This is a genomic window from Bradyrhizobium neotropicale (genome assembly GCF_001641695.1).
Taxonomy (GTDB): domain Bacteria; phylum Pseudomonadota; class Alphaproteobacteria; order Rhizobiales; family Xanthobacteraceae; genus Bradyrhizobium; species Bradyrhizobium neotropicale.
This window is the reverse complement of record NZ_LSEF01000028.1, coordinates 66499-84536: the sequence shown is the minus strand read 5'-3', so window position 1 is coordinate 84536 and position 18038 is coordinate 66499. Positions and strand designations below refer to the sequence as shown.

Below are 18038 nucleotides of genomic sequence, written 5' to 3'. Positions count from 1 at the left end.
ACTCCGTAAACCGAAGGGCTTGCGGCCAAATTGGGGCGTCAGGCAAACCGCCATTCGCAGGCGCTGCTCAGTGCGTCTCCTCGCCGCTTTTCCCGCCGTGCCCTTGAACGCCGGCTTCGTCGAGTTTGCGGTAGAGCGTGGAACGGCCGATTTTGAGGCGGCGAGCAACTTCCGACATCTGTCCGCGATAATGCGAGATCGCGAAGCGGATGATTTCGTTCTCCATGTCTTCCAGCGGCCGCACGTCGCCGGTTGCGGTCAGCATGGTCAGGCTTCCCGTCGCCGGCAGGGGCGCGATCGGTATTTCATTACCCGAAACCAGCGAGGGCGCCGCGATCGGCTCGAGCATCAGCGGCGCGGTTGGAATGTCGTTTGCGGGATGGGGATGCGAATTGAGCAGGGGGAAATCGCCGAGGCCGAGCTGGTCGCCCTCGCTCATCACCACCGCGCGATAAACCGCGTTCTCGAGCTGGCGGATGTTGCCGGGCCAGTCGAGCTGCGCCAGATGCGCCATCGCCTCGCCGCTGATGCCGTTGATCGGGCGGTTTTCCTCGGCGGCAAACCGCGCCAGGAAATGCCGGAGCAGATGCGGGATATCCTCGCGCCGTGCGCGCAGCGACGGGATCGTCAGCGGCAGCACGTGCAGGCGATAGAACAGGTCTTCGCGAAAATGACCCTGCTTCACCCGCTCCAGGAGCCTGCGGTTGGTCGCGGAGACGATGCGGACATCGACCTTGACGGGCTTGCGACCACCGACCGCCTCCACTGCGCCTTCCTGCAGCGCGCGCAAGAGCTTGACCTGCGCGGTCAACGGCAGCTCGCTGACCTCGTCCAGAAACAGCGTGCCGCCATGGGCCTCGACGAACTTGCCCATGTGCCGCTCGGTTGCGCCGGTGAAGGCGCCCTTCTCGTGACCGAACAGGATCGACTCGACGAGATTGTCGGGAATAGCGCCGCAATTGACCGCGACGAAAGGCTTTGCCTTGCGTTCGCCGCTGCCATGGATGGCGCGCGCGAACATCTCCTTGCCGACGCCGGACTCGCCTTCGATCAGCACGGGAATGGAGGAGTTGGCCGCCTTCTGCGCGGCGCGCATCACGCCCGCCATCGCATCGGCGCGCGTGATGATGTCGGAGAAGGTCAGACGTCCTTCGCGGCTGTGGCGGATGCGCTGCAATTCGCCCTTGAGCGCCGAGGTATTGAGCGCGTTGCGCAGGGAGACTTGCAGCCGCTCCACGCCGACCGGCTTGACCACGAAATCGGCGGCGCCTGCGCGCATCGCCGAGATCACATTGTCGATGCCGCCATGGGCGGTCTGCACGATCACGGGTACGCTGAGGCCCGCCTCGCGGATTTTCGCCAGCGCGCCCATGCCGTCGAGGCCGGGCATCACGAGATCGAGGATGACGGCGTCGATGGCCGGTGCGTCGGGCGCGGTGAGGGTGGCAATCGCGGCGTCGCCGGAATCCACGACGATCGTTTCATAGCCGCATTTCTGCACCATGTTCTCGACCAGACGGCGTGCCACGGCGTCGTCATCGGCGATCAAAATACTGGCAGCCATGGTGTTCCCCGCACGCTACAACTATCTGTCTCGAATCGGGTCACTCTGGCCGAAGCCGATTAACGCACTCTTAAACCTTGATGACCCCGCTCTTTGCGATCGTTGAACACAGGTTTCCAGCACAATGACTTCGCGCTCCAAGCCCACTCGTAGCATGCCCGCTCTCCGCAAGCCGAACACCAAAAAAGCCGCCGCCAAAGCCAAACCCTCCGGCAAGTCTGCAAGCAAAACCGGAAAGCTTCCGGAATGGAACCTCGCCGATCTCTATTCCGGGATCGATGCGCCGGACGTGGCGCGTGATCTCGAAAAGATGGATGCCGATTGCGTCGCGTTTGAGACGGACTACAAGGGCAAGCTCGCTACAGGCACAGCAAACGAAGATGGCGGAAAATGGCTCGCCGAGGCCGTGCGACGCTATGAGGCAATTGACGATCTCGCCGGCCGCCTCGGCTCCTATGCCGGCCTCGTTCACGCCGGCGACAGCGTTGATCCCGAGATTTCAAAGTTTTACGGCGATGTGTCCGAGCGCCTGACAGCGGCGTCCACCCATCTGTTGTTTTTCGCGCTCGAGCTCAACCGGATCGATGACGATCTTTTGACCTCCGCGATGCAGACGGTGGAGCTCGCGCATTATCGTCCCTGGATCGAGGATTTGCGCAAGGAGAAACCGTATCAGCTTGAGGACAAGCTGGAGCAGCTCTTTCTGGAGAAGGCGCAGACCGGTTACTCCGCCTGGAACAGGCTGTTCGACCAGACCATTTCGGGCCTGCGTTTCAAGGTCGGCTCCAAGGAGCTCGCGATCGAGCCGACGCTGAATCTGCTGCAGGACCGCGACGGCGCCAAGCGCAAGACCGCCGCGGAGGCGCTGGCAAAGACCTTCAAAGCAAACGAGCGCACCTTTGCGCTGATCACCAACACGCTCGCCAAGGACAAGGACATCTCCGACCGCTGGCGCGGCTTCCAGGACGTCGCGGATTCCCGGCATCTGAACAACCGGGTCGAGCGCGAGGTGGTGGATGCGCTGGTCGCCTCGGTGCGCGCGGCCTATCCAAAGCTGTCGCATCGCTACTACGCGCTGAAGGCGCGCTGGTTCAGGAAGAAGCGGCTGGCCTATTGGGACCGCAACGCGCCGCTGCCCTTTGCCGCGACCGACACCATCGGCTGGCCCGACGCCCGGAACATGGTGCTGACGGCCTATCGCGGCTTCTCGCCTGATATGGCCGAGATCGCCGAGCGCTTCTTCACCGACCGCTGGATCGATGCACCGGTGCGCCCGGGCAAGGCGCCCGGCGCCTTCTCGCATCCGACCACGCCGTCTGCGCATCCTTACGTGCTGATGAACTACCAGGGTAAGCCGCGCGACGTCATGACGCTCGCCCATGAACTCGGCCATGGCGTGCACCAGGTGCTGGCGGCCAGGAACGGCGCGCTGATGGCGCCGACGCCGCTGACGCTGGCGGAGACTGCGAGCGTGTTCGGCGAGATGCTGACCTTCAAGCGGCTCTTGGCGCAGACCAAGAGCCCGAAGCAGCGCCAGGCGCTGCTCGCCGGCAAGGTCGAGGACATGATCAATACCGTAGTACGGCAGATCGCGTTCTATTCCTTCGAGCGTGCCGTGCACACCGAGCGCAAGAACGGCGAGCTTACCGCGACGCGGCTCGGCGAGATCTGGCTGTCGGTGCAAGGCGAGAGCCTCGGGCCGGCGATCGAGATCAAGGCGGGCTACGAGAACTACTGGATGTACATCCCGCACTTCATCCATTCGCCGTTCTACGTCTACGCCTATGCCTTCGGCGATTGCCTCGTGAACTCGCTCTATGCCGTCTACGAGGACGCCGCCGAGGGCTTTGCCGAGCGCTACCTCGACATGCTCGCCGCTGGCGGCACCAAGCACTATTCCGAGCTGCTGCGCCCGTTCGGGCTTGACGCCAAGGACCCGAAGTTCTGGGACGGCGGGCTCTCGGTCATTGCGGGCATGATCGACGAGCTGGAGGCCATGGGCTGAGCGGCGAAGGTGCCTGAATTTAGAGCAGGGCCGGGGCAAAGCATTCGTTGAACCGCCGTTCAGCGAATGCTGTCCGACCCGCTGGATCCGCGATAATCGGGATTCCAAATGAGCCCATTTGCCGGAAAACCGCGCGTCCGTGCCGTTGCCCTGTCCGGCTTATTGCGGTATTGCCAGCAAAGAATTTCGACTTTCGACTGGGGACATCATCAATGGCTGACCATAGCGAAGTGGCGTACACCACCGCCGACGGCAACGACTACGTTGCGCACGAGCAGACCTATGAGGGCTTCATCAAGCTCGTGAAATACGGCACGGCCTCGGTCGCGCTCATCGTCATTTTGATGGCGATCTTCCTCACCTGATCCGCCTATGGCGGCTGCCTACGCCAACGGCGGCAGCTGCCCACAATATTTGCATTCAAGCCGGTTCCAAAACCGGTATCGAACGTTGCGGGAGTAACGCTACTTTTTTGTGCGCGCGCTGTCCCGCGCCGCCGGAGGGCCTATGAAGATCGCCGTTGCCAAGGAAATCGATCCGTCAGAGTCGCGGGTTGCCGCTTCGCCTGATACGGTGAAGAAGTTCAAGGCGCTGGGCGCCGAGATTGCCGTCGAGCCGGGCGCCGGCCTCAAATCGGGCCTGCCGGATTCCGAATTCACCGCGGTGGGCGCCACCGTCAGCGCCGATGCGCTGAAGGACGCCGACATCATCATCAAGGTCAAGCGTCCCGAGGCGTCCGAGCTCGCGCAGTACAAGCGCGGCGCGCTCGTCATCGCCATCATGGACCCCTATGGCAACGATGCGGCGCTCAAGGCGATGGCCGATGCCGGCATCTCCGCCTTCGCGATGGAATTGATGCCGCGCATCACGCGCGCCCAGGTGATGGACGTGCTGTCCTCGCAGGCGAACCTCGCCGGCTACCGCGCCGTGATCGAGGGCGCCGAAGCCTTCGGCCGCGCCTTCCCGATGATGATGACGGCTGCCGGCACCGTTCCCGCCGCCAAGGTGTTCGTGATGGGCGTCGGCGTCGCCGGCCTGCAGGCGATCGCGACCGCGCGCCGCCTCGGCGCCGTCGTCACCGCCACCGACGTGCGGCCCGCGACCAAGGAGCAGGTCGAATCGCTCGGCGCAAAGTTCCTCGCAGTCGAGGACGAGGAGTTCAAGAACGCGCAGACCGCCGGCGGCTACGCCAAGGAAATGTCGAAAGAGTACCAGGCCAAGCAGGCCGCGCTCACCGCCGAGCACATCAAGAAGCAGGACATCGTGATCACGACGGCGCTGATCCCGGGCCGGCCGGCGCCGAAGCTCATCTCCGGCGAGATGGTCAAGTCGATGAAGCCGGGTTCGGTGCTGGTCGATCTCGCGGTCGAGCGCGGCGGCAACGTCGAGGGCGCCAAGGCCGGCGAGGTCGTAGACCTCGATGGCATCAAGATCGTCGGCTACACCAATGTCGCCGGCCGGGTCGCTGCCTCGGCGTCCAGCCTCTACGCGCGCAACCTGTTCTCCTTCATCGAGACCATGGTCGACAAGAAAGAGAAGAAGCTGGCCGTGAACTGGGACGACGAGCTCGTCAAGGCGACTGCGCTCACCAAGGACGGTGCCGTCATCCACCCGAACTTCCAGCCGAAAGCCTAAGGAGAGAAGCCATGGAGCACGCTGCACAGGTCGTCGACCCCTTCATCTTCCGGCTATCGATTTTCGTCCTCGCCGTTTTCGTCGGCTACTTCGTGGTGTGGTCGGTGACCCCCGCGCTGCATACGCCGCTGATGTCGGTCACCAACGCGATCTCCTCGGTGATCGTCGTCGGCGCGCTTCTCGCGGGCGGCGTCGCAAACGTATCGAGCGGCTCGGGCTGGGCTCGCGCCTTCGGCTTCGTCGCGCTGGTGTTTGCCTGCATCAATATTTTCGGGGGCTTTCTTGTCACCCAGCGCATGCTGGCGATGTACAAGAAGAAGGCCAAGTAAGCGGCCGCCTCGGGCTGAAGGGATAGATGGGGACCTGAGATGAGCGCTAACCTCTCTGCATTCTTGTATCTCGTGGCGGGGGTGCTGTTCATCCTGTCGCTGAGGGGACTGTCGAGCCCGGCGACGTCGCGCCGGGGTAATCTGCTCGGCATGATCGGCATGGCGATCGCGGTCGCCACGACGCTCGCCAACCATCCGCCGGCGGACGGCCTTGCCTGGCTGCTCGTCATCGTCGGCATCGCCATTGGTGCAGCGATCGGCGCGGTGATCGCACGCCGCGTGCCGATGACCTCGATGCCGGAGCTGGTCGCCGCCTTCCACTCGCTGGTCGGCATGGCCGCGGTGCTGGTTGCTGCCGGCGCGTTCTATGCGCCTGAGGCCTTTGACATCGGCACGCCCGGCAACATCCACACCCAGAGCCTGGTCGAAATGTCGCTCGGCGTCGCCATCGGCGCCCTGACCTTCACCGGTTCGGTGATCGCGTTCCTGAAGCTGTCGGCCCGGATGAGCGGCGCCCCGATCATCCTGCCAGCGCGGCACGTGATCAACATCGCGCTCGCGGTCGCGCTGGTCGCCTGCATCGTCGGCCTCGTCGTCACCGGCAGCGCCGTGTTCTTCTGGCTCAACGTCATCCTCGCGCTGGCGCTCGGCGTGCTCATGATCATTCCGATCGGCGGCGCCGACATGCCGGTTGTGATCTCGATGCTGAACTCCTATTCGGGCTGGGCGGCTGCCGGCATCGGCTTCACGCTCGGCAACTCCGCGCTGATCATCACCGGCGCGCTGGTGGGCTCGTCGGGCGCGATCCTGTCCTACATCATGTGCCACGCGATGAACCGGTCCTTCATCTCCGTCATCCTCGGCGGCTTCGGCGGCGAGACCGCGGCGGCCGGCGGTGCGACAGGCGAGCAGAAGCCGGCCAAGCTCGGTTCGGCCGACGATGCGGCCTTCATCATGAAGAACGCCTCCAAGGTCATCATCGTGCCCGGCTACGGCATGGCGGTGGCGCAGGCCCAGCACGCGCTGCGTGAAATGGCCGACATGCTGAAGAAGGAAGGCGTCGAGGTGAAGTACGCAATTCACCCGGTCGCGGGCCGCATGCCCGGCCACATGAACGTGCTCCTGGCCGAAGCCAACGTGCCCTATGACGAAGTGTTCGAGCTCGAGGACATCAACTCCGAATTCGCGCAGGCCGACATCGCCTTCGTGATCGGCGCCAACGACGTCACCAACCCCGCCGCCGAAGAGGACAAGACCTCGCCGATCTACGGCATGCCGGTGCTCCAGGTCTGGAAGGCCGGCACCGTGATGTTCATCAAGCGCTCGCTGGCGTCGGGCTATGCCGGCATCGACAATCCGCTGTTCTATCGCGACAACACCATGATGTTGCTCGGCGACGCCAAGAAGGTCACCGAGAACATCGTCAAGGCGATGTAGCGCAACAGGAAAGCGGACCGTGGCCATCAACAAGGAATGGCACCGGTCCCATCGCGTGCCGCCCAAGACCACGCGAAGGCCACGCGAGAACAGCGCGTGGCCGCATGCGGCTGCCGCGATATTCCGGTGAGTACCCGGCCGGATGTCCTGAAATTGCTGCGAAGTCGGCGCAAGCCTTGAGGCCTGCGGCGGGTCCGTTGCGGACGACCACACGTCGTCCGCAATACCCTGCCGAAAGATTGGGCCTCAGCCGCGTGTCGCCTGTATGACCATCATCAAGTGGATCGCCATCCTCGTCGTGGGCGGCTATTTCGCAGGCCTCGTCCTGCTCTATGTGATGCAGCGCGACATGCTGTTTCCGATCCCGACCACCAAACGAACGGCGCCGGCCGCTGCGGGGTTTTCGGCGGAGGAGCACCTGCTGACCACGTCGGATGGTGAGACGGTGATCGTCTGGCACGTGCCGGCAAAGCCCGATCGTCCGGTGATCCTCTATTTTCACGGCAATGGCGATTTTCTCGCCGGCCTTGTCGGTCGCTTCAAGGCGATGACCGCCGACGGCACTGGTCTCGTCGCTCTATCCTATCGCGGCTATGCCGGTTCGAGCGGCGCGCCGAGCGAACAGGGCCTGCTGCGCGATGCCGCCGCGGCTTACGCCTTCACAGCCGCGCGCTATGCCGCCGAGCGGATCGTCGCCTGGGGCTTCTCGCTCGGCACCGGTGTGGCGGTTGCCATCGCCTCCGAGCACACGATCGGCAAATTGATCCTGGAGGCGCCCTACACGTCGATGACCGACACGGCCGCCTCGCACTACCGCTTCATCCCGGTCCGCTTGCTGATGCGCGACCAGTTTCGCTCGGACGAGCGCATCGCCCGCGTCACTGCGCCGCTTCTGATCATGCATGGCACAGACGATCCGACCATCCCGATCGCGCTGGGGACGCGCCTGTTCGCACTCGCCCGCGAGCCCAAACGGTTCGTGCGACTTGACGGCGGCGGACACAACGATCTCGATGCCTTCGGAGCCATGGAGATCGCGCGACAATTCATCAATGGCAGCTAAGGGCTGACGCACGCGATCTTCTCGCGCATAATCGTCCCCGGCTCGATTTGAGGATTTGTCTGCATGAGCGCTCACGGACCGATGCCGCGGTCGTCATGGTTATTTCCAGCTCTGGCGGTGCTGCTATTCCTGATCGTCACCGCGACCGGCTACGGCTTCACGCTATCGGCCGGCGGGGTCGTGTTTGCGGTCGTGCTCCTGGTGATCCTGTTCGGCACCGTGTTCGCGGCTGTTCATCACTCCGAGGTGATCGCGGAGCAGATCGGCGAGCCGTTCGGCACGCTGCTGCTCACGCTCTCGGTCACCATCATCGAGGTCGCGCTGATCACGACGATCATGCTGGGGGACAAGCCGGCGCCGGAGCTCGCGCGCGACACAGTCTTCGCGGTCGTGATGATCGTCTGCAACGGCCTGGTCGGCCTCTGTATCCTGATCGGCGGCCTGCGCTATCGCGAGCAGGGCTTTCAGGTCTCCGGCGCCAACGTCTATCTCAGCGGCCTGATTGCGCTCGCGACCATCACGCTGATCATCCCCAACTACACGCTGACCACGCCGGGCCCGATGTATTCGACGCTTCAGCTCGGCTTCGTCGACCTCGTGACGATCGTGCTCTACGGCGTGTTTCTCTATACCCAGACCGTCCTGCACCGCGACTATTTCATCAATCAAACCGGAGACGACGAGGCGGGCGGCACGAGCCATCTGTCCGGCAAGATGCTGGCGGTCAGCATCGCGTTGCTGCTGGTCTCGCTCTCAGCCGTGGTTCTCCTCGCCAAGAAATTCTCGCTGGTCGTCGATGCCGTTGCCGCCATGATCGGCGCTCCGCCCGCATTCGCGGGCCTGCTGGTCGCGCTCCTGATCCTGATGCCGGAAGGCGTCTCCGCGATTGCGGCGGCGCGCAAGAACGACCTCCAGAAGAGCATCAACCTGGCGCTCGGTTCCTCGCTTGCAACCATCGGGCTGACCATTCCGGCGGTCGGAATTGCCACCTATGCGTTCGACCAGCCGCTCGTGCTCGGACTGAACCCGCAGAACACGGCGCTGCTCTTCCTCACATTCCTGCTGAGCATGCTGACCTTCGGAACCGGCAGGACCAACGTCCTGTTCGGACTGGTCCATCTGGTGGTATTTGCCGTCTACGTGTTCATGGTTTTCGTGCCCTAGGAGAAAATGCTGATGCTCGCCGCCCAGTCCGACGTCCAGATCGACAATGAGGAGGTCCGGGTGACCGAGTGGAGACTGGCGCCGGGCAGCGCCACCGGGCCTCACGTCCATGGGATGGACTACGTGATCGTTCCCGTCGTCGCCGGGGAAATGACCATCGTGGCGCCCGATGGGGAGCGCTCCAAGGCGCAGCTCGCGGCGGGAAAGTCCTACTTCCGCAAGGCGGGTGTCGCGCATGACGTGCTTAACGAAACCTCAACCGAGATCGTGTTCCTTGAGATCGAACTGAAACCGTAGATCCCCGTTCATCGATTGCCATCGATCCGTCGCAGTTGATCCCTTACTATGCCCAAAAGTTCCCGCATCAGATCGCGCGGGGAGTGGCCGGAATGCTGAAATACTTCGCTAAGATATCGATGGATATTTTCCCCTCGGTGCTCGCCACGATCATCGGGGCGTACATCGTTAATCATTACATCAACGCCAAGCCGGCGCCCGACGCTCCCGCGGCCGCCGTCGCGCCCGCCCAGCCCGCCGGCAAGGACGGCAAGCCCGCCAACGTCGCCAATCTCCCGGCGCCGGGCGTCAAGGCCAAGGGCGTTTCCGAGAAATCCGTGACGGACAAGCCGGCGGCCGAGAAGCCCGCCGACAAACCTGCCGACCAGCCGGCCGAGACCAAGGGTGCAGAGACCAAGGCTGCGGATGTGGCGCCGGCCGAGGCCGCCCCCACAGGCGCCCGCGGCCGCACTTCGGCGCGCGAGAAGGCCGTCGCCAAGTCCACCCCCGCCGCCGCCGCTCCCGCTGCCGCCGCCCCGGTGGTCGAGGCCAATTCAGCCCCGACGGCTGCAACCCCGGACGCCAACGATCTCGCGCGCGCCGCGATCGAGCGGCTGCGCAAGTCACCTGAGTACAAGTCACCTGAATACAAGTCGCCCGAGACCAAGTCGTCTGAGCCTGTGGCTCAGGAGGCAGCCCACGCGCAGGAAGCTGCCCGCGGTCAGGAGGCGCCGCGAGTCGTGACTGCGGCGCCGTCGGCCGTGCGCCCGCTGCCGCCGCCGATCACGGTGTCGACGCCGCCTGCCGAGTCCTATGGCAATGGCCAATCGGCCAATCCGCCTTACACTGCCTCGGTCGGCAACGACGATCCCAACAGGATGACCCCGCCGGCCGATATCCCCGTCCCGGTGATCGCGCCGCCGCTCGATTTGCGTGCCGACGCGGGCGGGTCTGCCATGCCGCGGCCCAAGACCAACGTCGCCGAGGACATGCTGTCCGGCATGAAGTCGATGTTCCACGCCGTCCTGCCGAAGGGCGCTACCCCGGATTAAGGCGCCCGCGCCGCGCCCGGCCTTTCAGCCGCCGACGCGGGCAAGGCCGCTGCGTGCGGCGTCGTCGCGTGGACGGAGCGCGACCGCCTTGGTGTAGGACGCCTTGGCCTTGTCGCCCAGCCGCTCATAAGCCTGCCCCCGTGTCGTCCAGACCTGGGCGTTGTGCGGATCGGCCTCGGACGCCTCGTCGAGATCCGCTGCCGCCTCCCTGACCTTGCCAAGCGCGAGATAGCTGACGGCGCGGCCAAGCAGCGGCTCGGCCTTTTGCGGGTTGAGCCCGCTCGCCGCGCCGAAATCGGCAATGGCGAAGTCGTGCTGGTTGTTGCCCTGGTAGATCAGGGCGCGGCCATAGAGCGCCTGCGCATTATAGGGATCGAGCGCGACCGCGCGGTTGAACTCGTCCAGCGCGGTGGAGGTTTCTCCGGCTTTCGCCAGCGCCTGCGCTTTCGTGGTGTGGGCCTGCGCCTCGCTGACATTGCCGGCGCTGACGGCGCTGTCGGCGGGCGCCGCCTTGGGCGTCTCCTGCGGCTTGTCCTTCTCCGGCATCAGCGATCCCAGGTCGAAGGAGCAGCCGGAGAGCGCGATTCCTACCATGACCGCCACGAGTGGCCGCTGACAGACGTGGCGTGTCCGCGCCAGGATGCGCGCGGGGAAAGGGGAAGCCATCTACGGTTCGCTCGCGCTGGTGCCGCATCTGTAGTGCCCCATCCCAGAAAGGCACCGCTTGCAAAAATAATAACGCGGGCCAGGGGCCCGCGTCATTGAAAACTCAGTCTTGCAAGTTCGGCAAAATCAGCGCGGTCCGCGCGGACCTGCGCCCGGGCCACCACGGCCGCCACGCTCACCACCGGGACCGGCGCCGAACACCGGCTTCGGCTTCATCGGCAGCAGGCCTTCACGCTGCAGCTTCTTGCGGGCGAGCTTGCGCGCGCGGCGCACGGCTTCGGCCTTTTCGCGGGCCTTCTTCTCGGAGGGCTTTTCGTAGTGACCGCGGAGCTTCATCTCGCGGAAAATGCCCTCGCGCTGCATCTTCTTCTTCAGCGCCTTGAGGGCTTGATCAACATTGTTATCGCGAACGAGAACCTGCACGCGGCATCCTCTTCAGTAGATCGGATTTGAATTCTGGTAAGTCAAAGGGGGAGGCAAAACGCTCGGCCCTTAACCTTGAGCGCGCGATGTATCAGACAAAAGCTGAGATGTCCACCTGCCAAGCGGCATTTCGGGCCAAGTTCAGCCATTAAATGAGGCGAAAGTGCCCCTGTGCGGCCGCGATTTGGGTGATTTGGCGCCAAAGACGGGGCCGCAGCCGGAGCTTTGCTCCGGAAATCTTGGAAATCAGGGGAGACCCCACATGGATACGAAGAAATACGCCGCCGAAGCTATCGGCACCTTCTGGCTCACATTCGCTGGTTGCGGGAGTGCAGTGATCGCAGCCGGCTTTCCGCAGGTCGGAATCGGCCTAGTCGGCGTCTCCCTGGCATTCGGGCTGAGCGTGGTCACGATGGCCTACGCTATCGGCCATATCTCCGGCTGCCACCTCAACCCGGCCGTCACGGTCGGCCTTGCTGCCGGCGGGCGCTTTCCGGCCGGCCAGATCCTTCCTTACGTGATTGCGCAGGTCGTGGGCGCGATCGTGGCTGCCGCTCTTCTCTATGTGATCGCAAACGGCGCGCCCGGCTTCGACGTCAGCAAGGGCTTCGCCTCCAACGGCTACGGTGCGCATTCGCCCGGCCAATACGGCATGGTGGTGGGCTTCATCACCGAGGTGGTGATGACCATGATGTTCCTGTTCATCATCATGGGGTCCACCCATGGCCGCGCTCCCGCGGGCTTCGCGCCGCTGGCGATCGGGCTTGCGCTGGTGATGATCCATCTCGTCAGTATTCCCGTCACCAACACGTCGGTGAACCCTGCGCGCAGCACGGGCCCCGCGCTGTTCGTCGGCGGCTGGGCGCTGGCGCAGCTCTGGCTGTTCTGGGTCGCGCCCTTGATCGGCGGCGCGCTGGGCGGTGTGATCTATCGCTGGCTCAGCGAGGAGCCCTCTGGCGTCGTCGCAGGCGTGAAGACGGCGTGACCGACGCGCGGGATCGCGGCAATCGCCGCGGTCCCGTCACTTGCCTCGTGCCGGCCGGACCTCGGTGACGTGGCCCATCTTCCGTCCGGGACGCGGCGTGCCCTTGCCGTAGATGTGCACGGTGGCGCCGGGAACGGTCAGCCAGTTGTCGTAGCTGTTGATCTCGTCGCCGATAAGGTTGGTCATGGTGACGACTTCGCCATGGCGCACTGGCTTGCCGAGCGGCCAGCCGGCGATGGCGCGGATGTGCTGCTCGAACTGGGACACCGACGCGCCGTCGAGCGTCCAGTGACCGGAATTGTGCACGCGCGGGGCGATCTCGTTGACCAGCACCTTCGGTCCGGTGCCGTTGGCGAGCACGAACATCTCGACTGCGAGAACGCCGACATAGTCGAGTGCGGTGGCGATCCTGCTCGCGACGCTGCGCGCCTCGTCCGCGAGCGAATCCGGAATCCGCGCCGGCGCGCGGGATATCTTCAAGATGTGATCGCGGTGCTCGTTCTCGGTGACGTCGAAGCATTCGACCTGGCCCGCGGCCGAGCGCGCGGCGATCACGGAGATCTCGCGCTCGAACGGCACGAAGGCTTCCAGGATCGCCTGCTTGGTGCCGAGGCTGGTCCACACCTTGGCGATGTCGTCGCCGTTGCGGATGATGGCTTGGCCCTTGCCGTCATAGCCGAAGCGGCGGGTCTTCAGCACCGCCGGCAGCCCGATCCTGACGATGGCCTCGCGCAATGACGCGACCGAGGTGACGTCGGCATAGGCGGCGGTGCCGATCCCGAGCCGCGTCACGAAATCCTTCTCGGCGAGCCGGTCCTGCGTGGTCTCGAGGATCTTGCGGTTCGGCAGCACCGGGCGGCGCGCGTTCAGCACCATCGCGGCCGCGGCCGGCACGTTCTCGAACTCGTAGGTGATGACGTCGACATCGTTAGCGAACAGCTCGAGTGCCTCGACATCGGCATATTCGGCGCAGGTCGCGTTCAGCACGACGTCGAAGGCCGGCGAATCCGGATCGGGCGAGAAGATCTGGCAGCGCAGGCCGAGCCGCGCCGCCGACATGGCCAGCATCCGGCCGAGCTGTCCGCCGCCGAGGATGCCGATGGTGTCGCCGGGCTTCAGCTTCACCCGATTGGTGTCAGTCACGCCTTGTCCTCCGGGCGCTCGGCAACCGCGTCGGTCTGCGCCTTGCGCCAGGCGGCAAGGCGGGTCGACAGCGCCGGATCGGACAAGGCCAGTACGGCGGCTGCGAGCAGCGCAGCGTTGATCGCGCCTGCCTTGCCGATGGCCAGGGTGCCGACCGGGATGCCCGCCGGCATCTGGACGATCGAGTAGAGCGAATCGACGCCCTTGAGCGTCTTGGATTCGACGGGGACGCCGAACACCGGCAGTTCGGTCAGTGCCGCCGCCATGCCGGGCAGATGGGCCGCGCCGCCGGCGCCGGCGATGATGACCTTGAAGCCCGCCGCCTTGGCGCCCTTGGCGAAGGCAAACAGCCGATCCGGCGTGCGATGCGCCGAGACGATGCGGCTTTCGCAGGCCACGCCGAGCGCTTCCAGCGTATCGGCGGCATGGCGCATGGTGTCCCAGTCCGACTGGCTTCCCATGATGATGGCGATCGGCGCGGTCATGACGTTAATTGTGCTCGGGAAAACAGAAACATAGGCCAGATTAACGGTTCCGGCCGGCGGCTCGCAAGGCGGTGGCAAGGAGAAGGGAATGCACTATCCTGTCTTGGTGAATCCCCGCAAGCCTTCATTGAGCAGGATGCCCATGAAGAAACCAAAAAGGGCGACCGCTGCGAAGGCCGGGAAGGGCCGAAAGACCAGCGTCAGCCCGACCAGAACCGCGCCCAAGCGGCCGGCCGCGCCGTCGCGGCGCCGCGCGCCGGCCGCCGATGGCGGCAAAGCGACCATCCGCAGCCTGCGGGCCAAGCTCAAGGAGGCCTTGCAGCGGGTGGCGGAACTCGAGGCGGCGGCCGACACCGATTTCCTGCTCGACATTCCCAACCGGCGCGGGTTCGAGCGCGAGCTGCAGCGCGCCATTGCCTACATGAAGCGCTACCGCGCCAGCGGTGCGGTGATCGTGCTCGATGTCGACCGGCTGAAGCCGATCAACGACTCCTTCGGGCATGCCGCCGGTGACGAGGTCCTCAAGGCGATCGCCGGCACGCTGACGCGGCAGGTGCGCGCGTCCGACGTGGTGGGCCGGCTCGGCGGCGACGAGTTTGCGCTACTGCTGTGGAATCTCAGCGAGACCGACGCCAAAGCGAAGGCTGCGGCCTTCGAGCAGGCGATCGACGAGCTCTCTTTCGTCTTCCATGGCCAGCGCGTGAACGCGGGTGCCTCCGCCGGCGTCGCGCTGCTTGGGTCGCATTCCGACGCAGGCCGCGCGCTGGAGGAGGCCGATGCGGCAATGTACGTGCGCAAGGCGCAGCGGCGGCACGAGCCGGCGATCAGGCTACGCGAGTAGCTAGAGCATGATCCGGACCCGACGGGCCGCGTTAGCGCAAAGTGTGGAGCGGTTTTCCCGCGCGACAAACGCGGAACGCGTTTGCGCGGAGATCATGGTCGAGCAATAGAGTCAGAGCGCGCCGAGGTCTTCCGGCACGTTGCCGAATTTGCGCAGCAGCTTGGCGTCGTCGAACTCGCCGGTCATGGGATCGCCGCTGCGGCTGAACGCGACCGCGCCGATGTGCCCGGTACCGCGCGCCAGAATCGCGGCGCGCCGCAGGGCGGCCGCCGAAGTCTGGCATTCCTCCGCGGCGCCTGCGACCGGCGATCCGTCGGCATCGATCAGGAAGGGCATTGCAACGTAGTAGGTCACATCCGACATGGCGTTGCTCCGGGTAGAGCATGATCCGGAAAACGTGAAGCGGTTTTCTCTTGCGACAAACGCGGAAACGCATTCGCGCGGAGATCATGCTCAAACAACAACCTAAAGCGCGATGCCATCGCGCTTTGGCGATCAGGCGGCGCTGCTCTTGCTCCGCATCTGGCCGCGCGAGGTCTCCGGAATGCAGCCGGCCGAAATCGCCGCCTGCAATTCCTCGAGCTCCGCCTCCAGATATTCGTTGGCCATGATCAGCGCCTTGATGGTGCTGCGCAGGTTGCCGTCGCACATCGCGATCGCCTGATCGCAGGCTTGTTCATAATGGCTGTTATCGAAGAGGGCTGCTGACATGGGCGTTTTCCTGGGGGCGGTGGGCTTTCGAATGTTCTCTTTTTGTTCCAAGTGAGTCAAGCGGAATCCCGCGAAGCGCACCAAGTGTTCGGAGACGTGTTCGGAGACAAGTGTTCGCGGACATGGCCGACACTCCCGGCGCGGTAAGTCCGGGCTGCCAGAGGCGTTCGCGATCAGGCGATGATGTCGGGCGTGATCTGGTCTTCGATGAACGCGATCCGGTCGCGCAACAACAGCTTGCGTTTCTTCAAACGCTGCAAACGCAATAGATCGGGGGCGGGCGATTGATGCAGTGCATCGATCGCTGCGTCGAGATCTCGGTGTTCCTGCTGCAACCGGGCGAGCTCGGCTTCGAGTTCGCGCTCGTCTTCATTGGTCATGATCTACGGTGGCCGAAAAACCCGATGAGCTCCAGGACAAGGCTGTGGACGTCCTGTGGAAATTATCGTCCTTGCGTGGCGTGATCGCAAGCGATCTCCGGACGCCGCTCACCGTTCTCCCGCAAGATATTTCGGTGGAGCGCTCCAGCGCCGCGCGAGCACATTGATATCATGAGTCTTTCCCGCGCGGTTCCGTACTCACGCTTCATTACATATGAATTTTCAAAAATGACGCTGCGACGACGGATAATCGTCGACAGAACGAATCGCTGATGTACACTTCTCCGTCCGGATCGAATCCTAAGGTTCAACCCTACCGAGGAGGTTTCGAATGACAATTCAGGCACATCTGGTTGAATTGGAGCGGAAGCACAAACTTCTCGAAAACGAATTGCACGAAGCACTCGTGCACCTTTCAACAGACGACCTGCAAATTGTTGAGTTGAAGCGCCGGAAGCTGATGGTCAAGGACCAGATCGAGCGTTTGAAGCACGGCTCGGACGACACGCTCCACTAGTAACCCCGTACACATCGTAAAGTTGATCGTACCCTTTCACGCAGGGGCAGGAGTTGTTGTGCTCGTCCCTGCGGCAAGGGCGCCACGCAATCATCATTGCGCGGGATCTAGAGTCCTGCGAGATCGGCGACGTGATCTGCGATCGCGAGCGATGACGTCAATCCCGGCGATTCGATGCCGAACAGATTGATCAGTCCCTCGACGCCATGATCGCGCGGGCCCTGCATCAGGAAATCCTGCGTGGCAACAGCCGGCGGCACGATCTTCGGGCGGATGCCTGAATAGCTCGGCATCAACGCGCCATCAGGCAGCGTCGGCCAATATTTGCGAATGGCCGGATAGAAGCGCTCGGCGCGCGCCGGGTCGACTGCATAGTCGATCGTCTCGATCCACTCGACGTCCGGACCGAACCGCGCCTGGCCTGCCATGTCCAGCGTCAAATGCACGCCGAGCCCGCCGGGCTCGGGCACCGGATAGATCAGGTGCGAGAACGGCGCCTTGGCGCTGCAGCTGAAGTAATTGCCTTTGGCGAGATAGGCCGGCGGAATCTGCTCCAGCGGCATGCCGTCGATGTGGCGCGCGACCGTGGTGGCCGCGAGCCCGGCGGCGTTGACGAGCAGGGCGCATTGCAGCGTCATCGGCGCCTCGCCGCCGGCATCGATCTCGATCACGCCGCCCGCGGCCTTGGCCCGGATCAGTGGCGTGTGAAACGCAAAGGCCGCGCCGGCCGCCTCGGCCTCGCCGCGCAGTGAAAGCATGTAGGCGTGGCTGTCGATGATGCCCGTGGAAGGCGAGAGCAGCGCGGCGTCGCAGGCGAGTGCCGGCTCCAGCGCGCGGGCGGCCTCGCCGGAGAGCAACTGCATGTCGAGCACGCCATTGGCTTCGGCATGCGCCTTGATCGATTGCAGCTTCTCGGTCTCCCTCGGCGTCGTCGCAACGATCAGCTTGCCGCAATTCTTGTGCGGAATGCCGCGCTCGGCGCAGTAGCGGTAGAGCGCATGCTTGCCGCTGACGCACATGCGCGCCATCCAGCTGCCGGCGCGGTAGTAGATGCCCGCATGGATCACCTCGCTGTTGCGCGCGGACGTGACGGTGCCGATGGCCTCCGCCTCCTCCAGCACGATCACCTCGCGCCCGGCCTGGGCGAGGCGCCGGGCGATCGCAAGCCCGACGACGCCGGCTCCGACGACGACGCAGTCGACCCTATCCATGGTTGTGCGGCATTTCTGGTGGGAGCGCCGAGAGTGGCGGAGGGGCCTGTTTGCCTGGAAAACGTGCCTCGAGGCCGCCTTCCGTTAAGGGAGCATTTATCATGTCAGGGCAATTGCCGTAGTTCACGTCACATTTTTCTGTCGCGCGTAC

The 18038-nt window shown here is 64.5% G+C and carries 21 protein-coding genes; 12 read left to right on the top strand and 9 right to left on the bottom strand.

Annotated features, from left to right (window positions below):
• Nucleotides 1-67: 67 nt before the first annotated feature.
• On the bottom strand, nucleotides 68-1564 hold the full coding sequence (locus AXW67_RS06260) for a sigma-54-dependent transcriptional regulator (RefSeq protein ID WP_063677156.1): 1497 nt from the start codon (nucleotides 1562-1564) through the stop codon (nucleotides 68-70).
• Nucleotides 1565-1688: 124 nt separating this feature from the next.
• Here AXW67_RS06260 and AXW67_RS06255 point away from each other — a divergent pair, with 124 nt between their 5' ends.
• The 9 genes from AXW67_RS06255 to AXW67_RS06215 all read left to right on the top strand — a co-directional run bounded on the left by AXW67_RS06255 (nucleotide 1689) and on the right by AXW67_RS06215 (nucleotide 10525).
• Nucleotides 1689-3569: a M3 family oligoendopeptidase gene (locus AXW67_RS06255; protein WP_063677155.1), complete on the top strand. Its 1881-nt coding sequence runs from the start codon at nucleotides 1689-1691 to the stop codon at nucleotides 3567-3569.
• Nucleotides 3570-3781: 212 nt separating this feature from the next.
• The gene (locus tag AXW67_RS06250; RefSeq protein WP_008136857.1) at nucleotides 3782-3934 is read left to right on the top strand and encodes an aa3-type cytochrome c oxidase subunit IV; all 153 of its coding nucleotides are present in this window, start codon (nucleotides 3782-3784) and stop codon (nucleotides 3932-3934) included.
• A 142-nt stretch (nucleotides 3935-4076) separates the two neighbouring features.
• Nucleotides 4077-5204: a Re/Si-specific NAD(P)(+) transhydrogenase subunit alpha gene (locus AXW67_RS06245; protein WP_063677154.1), complete on the top strand. Its 1128-nt coding sequence runs from the start codon at nucleotides 4077-4079 to the stop codon at nucleotides 5202-5204.
• Between the two features lie 11 nt (nucleotides 5205-5215).
• Nucleotides 5216-5533 (top strand): proton-translocating transhydrogenase family protein, encoded by a 318-nt coding sequence (locus tag AXW67_RS06240; RefSeq protein WP_027553239.1) that lies wholly within the window; start codon nucleotides 5216-5218, stop codon nucleotides 5531-5533.
• Between the two features lie 39 nt (nucleotides 5534-5572).
• Nucleotides 5573-6970 carry an NAD(P)(+) transhydrogenase (Re/Si-specific) subunit beta gene (locus AXW67_RS06235; RefSeq protein ID WP_027553240.1) on the top strand — a complete coding sequence of 466 codons (1398 nt, stop codon included), beginning with the start codon at nucleotides 5573-5575 and terminating at the stop codon, nucleotides 6968-6970.
• Between the two features lie 265 nt (nucleotides 6971-7235).
• On the top strand, nucleotides 7236-8033 hold the full coding sequence (locus tag AXW67_RS06230) for an alpha/beta hydrolase (protein ID WP_063677153.1): 798 nt from the start codon (nucleotides 7236-7238) through the stop codon (nucleotides 8031-8033).
• A gap of 63 nt (nucleotides 8034-8096) precedes the next feature.
• Nucleotides 8097-9197 (top strand): calcium:cation antiporter, encoded by a 1101-nt coding sequence (locus AXW67_RS06225; RefSeq protein ID WP_063677152.1) that lies wholly within the window; start codon nucleotides 8097-8099, stop codon nucleotides 9195-9197.
• Nucleotides 9198-9209: 12 nt separating this feature from the next.
• Entirely contained in the window at nucleotides 9210-9494 is a 285-nt protein-coding gene (locus AXW67_RS06220) for a cupin domain-containing protein (protein ID WP_027553243.1), read from the top strand.
• A 92-nt stretch (nucleotides 9495-9586) separates the two neighbouring features.
• Entirely contained in the window at nucleotides 9587-10525 is a 939-nt protein-coding gene (locus AXW67_RS06215) for a hypothetical protein (protein WP_063677296.1), read from the top strand.
• Between the two features lie 24 nt (nucleotides 10526-10549).
• Here AXW67_RS06215 and AXW67_RS06210 read toward each other — a convergent pair whose 3' ends face one another.
• The gene (locus tag AXW67_RS06210; protein ID WP_063677151.1) at nucleotides 10550-11191 is read right to left on the bottom strand and encodes a tetratricopeptide repeat protein; all 642 of its coding nucleotides are present in this window, start codon (nucleotides 11189-11191) and stop codon (nucleotides 10550-10552) included.
• A 126-nt stretch (nucleotides 11192-11317) separates the two neighbouring features.
• Nucleotides 11318-11614: a 30S ribosomal protein S21 gene (gene rpsU / locus AXW67_RS06205; protein WP_027545547.1), complete on the bottom strand. Its 297-nt coding sequence runs from the start codon at nucleotides 11612-11614 to the stop codon at nucleotides 11318-11320.
• A gap of 262 nt (nucleotides 11615-11876) precedes the next feature.
• On the opposite strand from rpsU, the gene aqpZ reads away from it, so the two are divergent.
• Nucleotides 11877-12599, top strand: a complete 723-nt coding sequence (gene aqpZ / locus AXW67_RS06200; protein ID WP_063677150.1) for an aquaporin Z — start codon at nucleotides 11877-11879, stop codon at nucleotides 12597-12599.
• Nucleotides 12600-12635: 36 nt separating this feature from the next.
• On the opposite strand, the gene AXW67_RS06195 is transcribed toward aqpZ, so the two are convergent.
• On the bottom strand, nucleotides 12636-13742 hold the full coding sequence (locus tag AXW67_RS06195; RefSeq protein ID WP_063677149.1) for a 5-(carboxyamino)imidazole ribonucleotide synthase: 1107 nt from the start codon (nucleotides 13740-13742) through the stop codon (nucleotides 12636-12638).
• The gene (gene purE, locus AXW67_RS06190) at nucleotides 13739-14227 is read right to left on the bottom strand and encodes a 5-(carboxyamino)imidazole ribonucleotide mutase (protein WP_027553248.1); all 489 of its coding nucleotides are present in this window, start codon (nucleotides 14225-14227) and stop codon (nucleotides 13739-13741) included. Before purE ends, AXW67_RS06195 begins: the two co-directional genes overlap by 4 nt.
• Before the next feature lie 142 nt (nucleotides 14228-14369).
• Between purE and AXW67_RS06185 the strand changes: the two genes are divergently transcribed.
• The gene (locus AXW67_RS06185) at nucleotides 14370-15068 is read left to right on the top strand and encodes a GGDEF domain-containing protein (RefSeq protein ID WP_082907799.1); all 699 of its coding nucleotides are present in this window, start codon (nucleotides 14370-14372) and stop codon (nucleotides 15066-15068) included.
• 111 nt (nucleotides 15069-15179) lie between these two features.
• Here AXW67_RS06185 and AXW67_RS06180 read toward each other — a convergent pair whose 3' ends face one another.
• The 3 genes from AXW67_RS06180 to AXW67_RS06170 form a co-directional block, all read right to left on the bottom strand.
• Entirely contained in the window at nucleotides 15180-15431 is a 252-nt protein-coding gene (locus tag AXW67_RS06180; protein WP_027553250.1) for a hypothetical protein, read from the bottom strand.
• Nucleotides 15432-15563: 132 nt separating this feature from the next.
• On the bottom strand, nucleotides 15564-15779 hold the full coding sequence (locus AXW67_RS06175) for a hypothetical protein (RefSeq protein ID WP_027553251.1): 216 nt from the start codon (nucleotides 15777-15779) through the stop codon (nucleotides 15564-15566).
• Between the two features lie 173 nt (nucleotides 15780-15952).
• Nucleotides 15953-16159 (bottom strand): YdcH family protein, encoded by a 207-nt coding sequence (locus tag AXW67_RS06170; RefSeq protein ID WP_027553252.1) that lies wholly within the window; start codon nucleotides 16157-16159, stop codon nucleotides 15953-15955.
• 331 nt (nucleotides 16160-16490) lie between these two features.
• Here AXW67_RS06170 and AXW67_RS06165 point away from each other — a divergent pair, with 331 nt between their 5' ends.
• Nucleotides 16491-16676 carry a YdcH family protein gene (locus tag AXW67_RS06165; RefSeq protein WP_027553253.1) on the top strand — a complete coding sequence of 62 codons (186 nt, stop codon included), beginning with the start codon at nucleotides 16491-16493 and terminating at the stop codon, nucleotides 16674-16676.
• 107 nt (nucleotides 16677-16783) lie between these two features.
• On the opposite strand, the gene AXW67_RS06160 is transcribed toward AXW67_RS06165, so the two are convergent.
• Complete coding sequence (locus tag AXW67_RS06160) at nucleotides 16784-17887, bottom strand: NAD(P)/FAD-dependent oxidoreductase (protein ID WP_063677147.1); 1104 nt, start codon at nucleotides 17885-17887, stop codon at nucleotides 16784-16786.
• Between the last annotated feature and the right edge of the window lie 151 nt (nucleotides 17888-18038).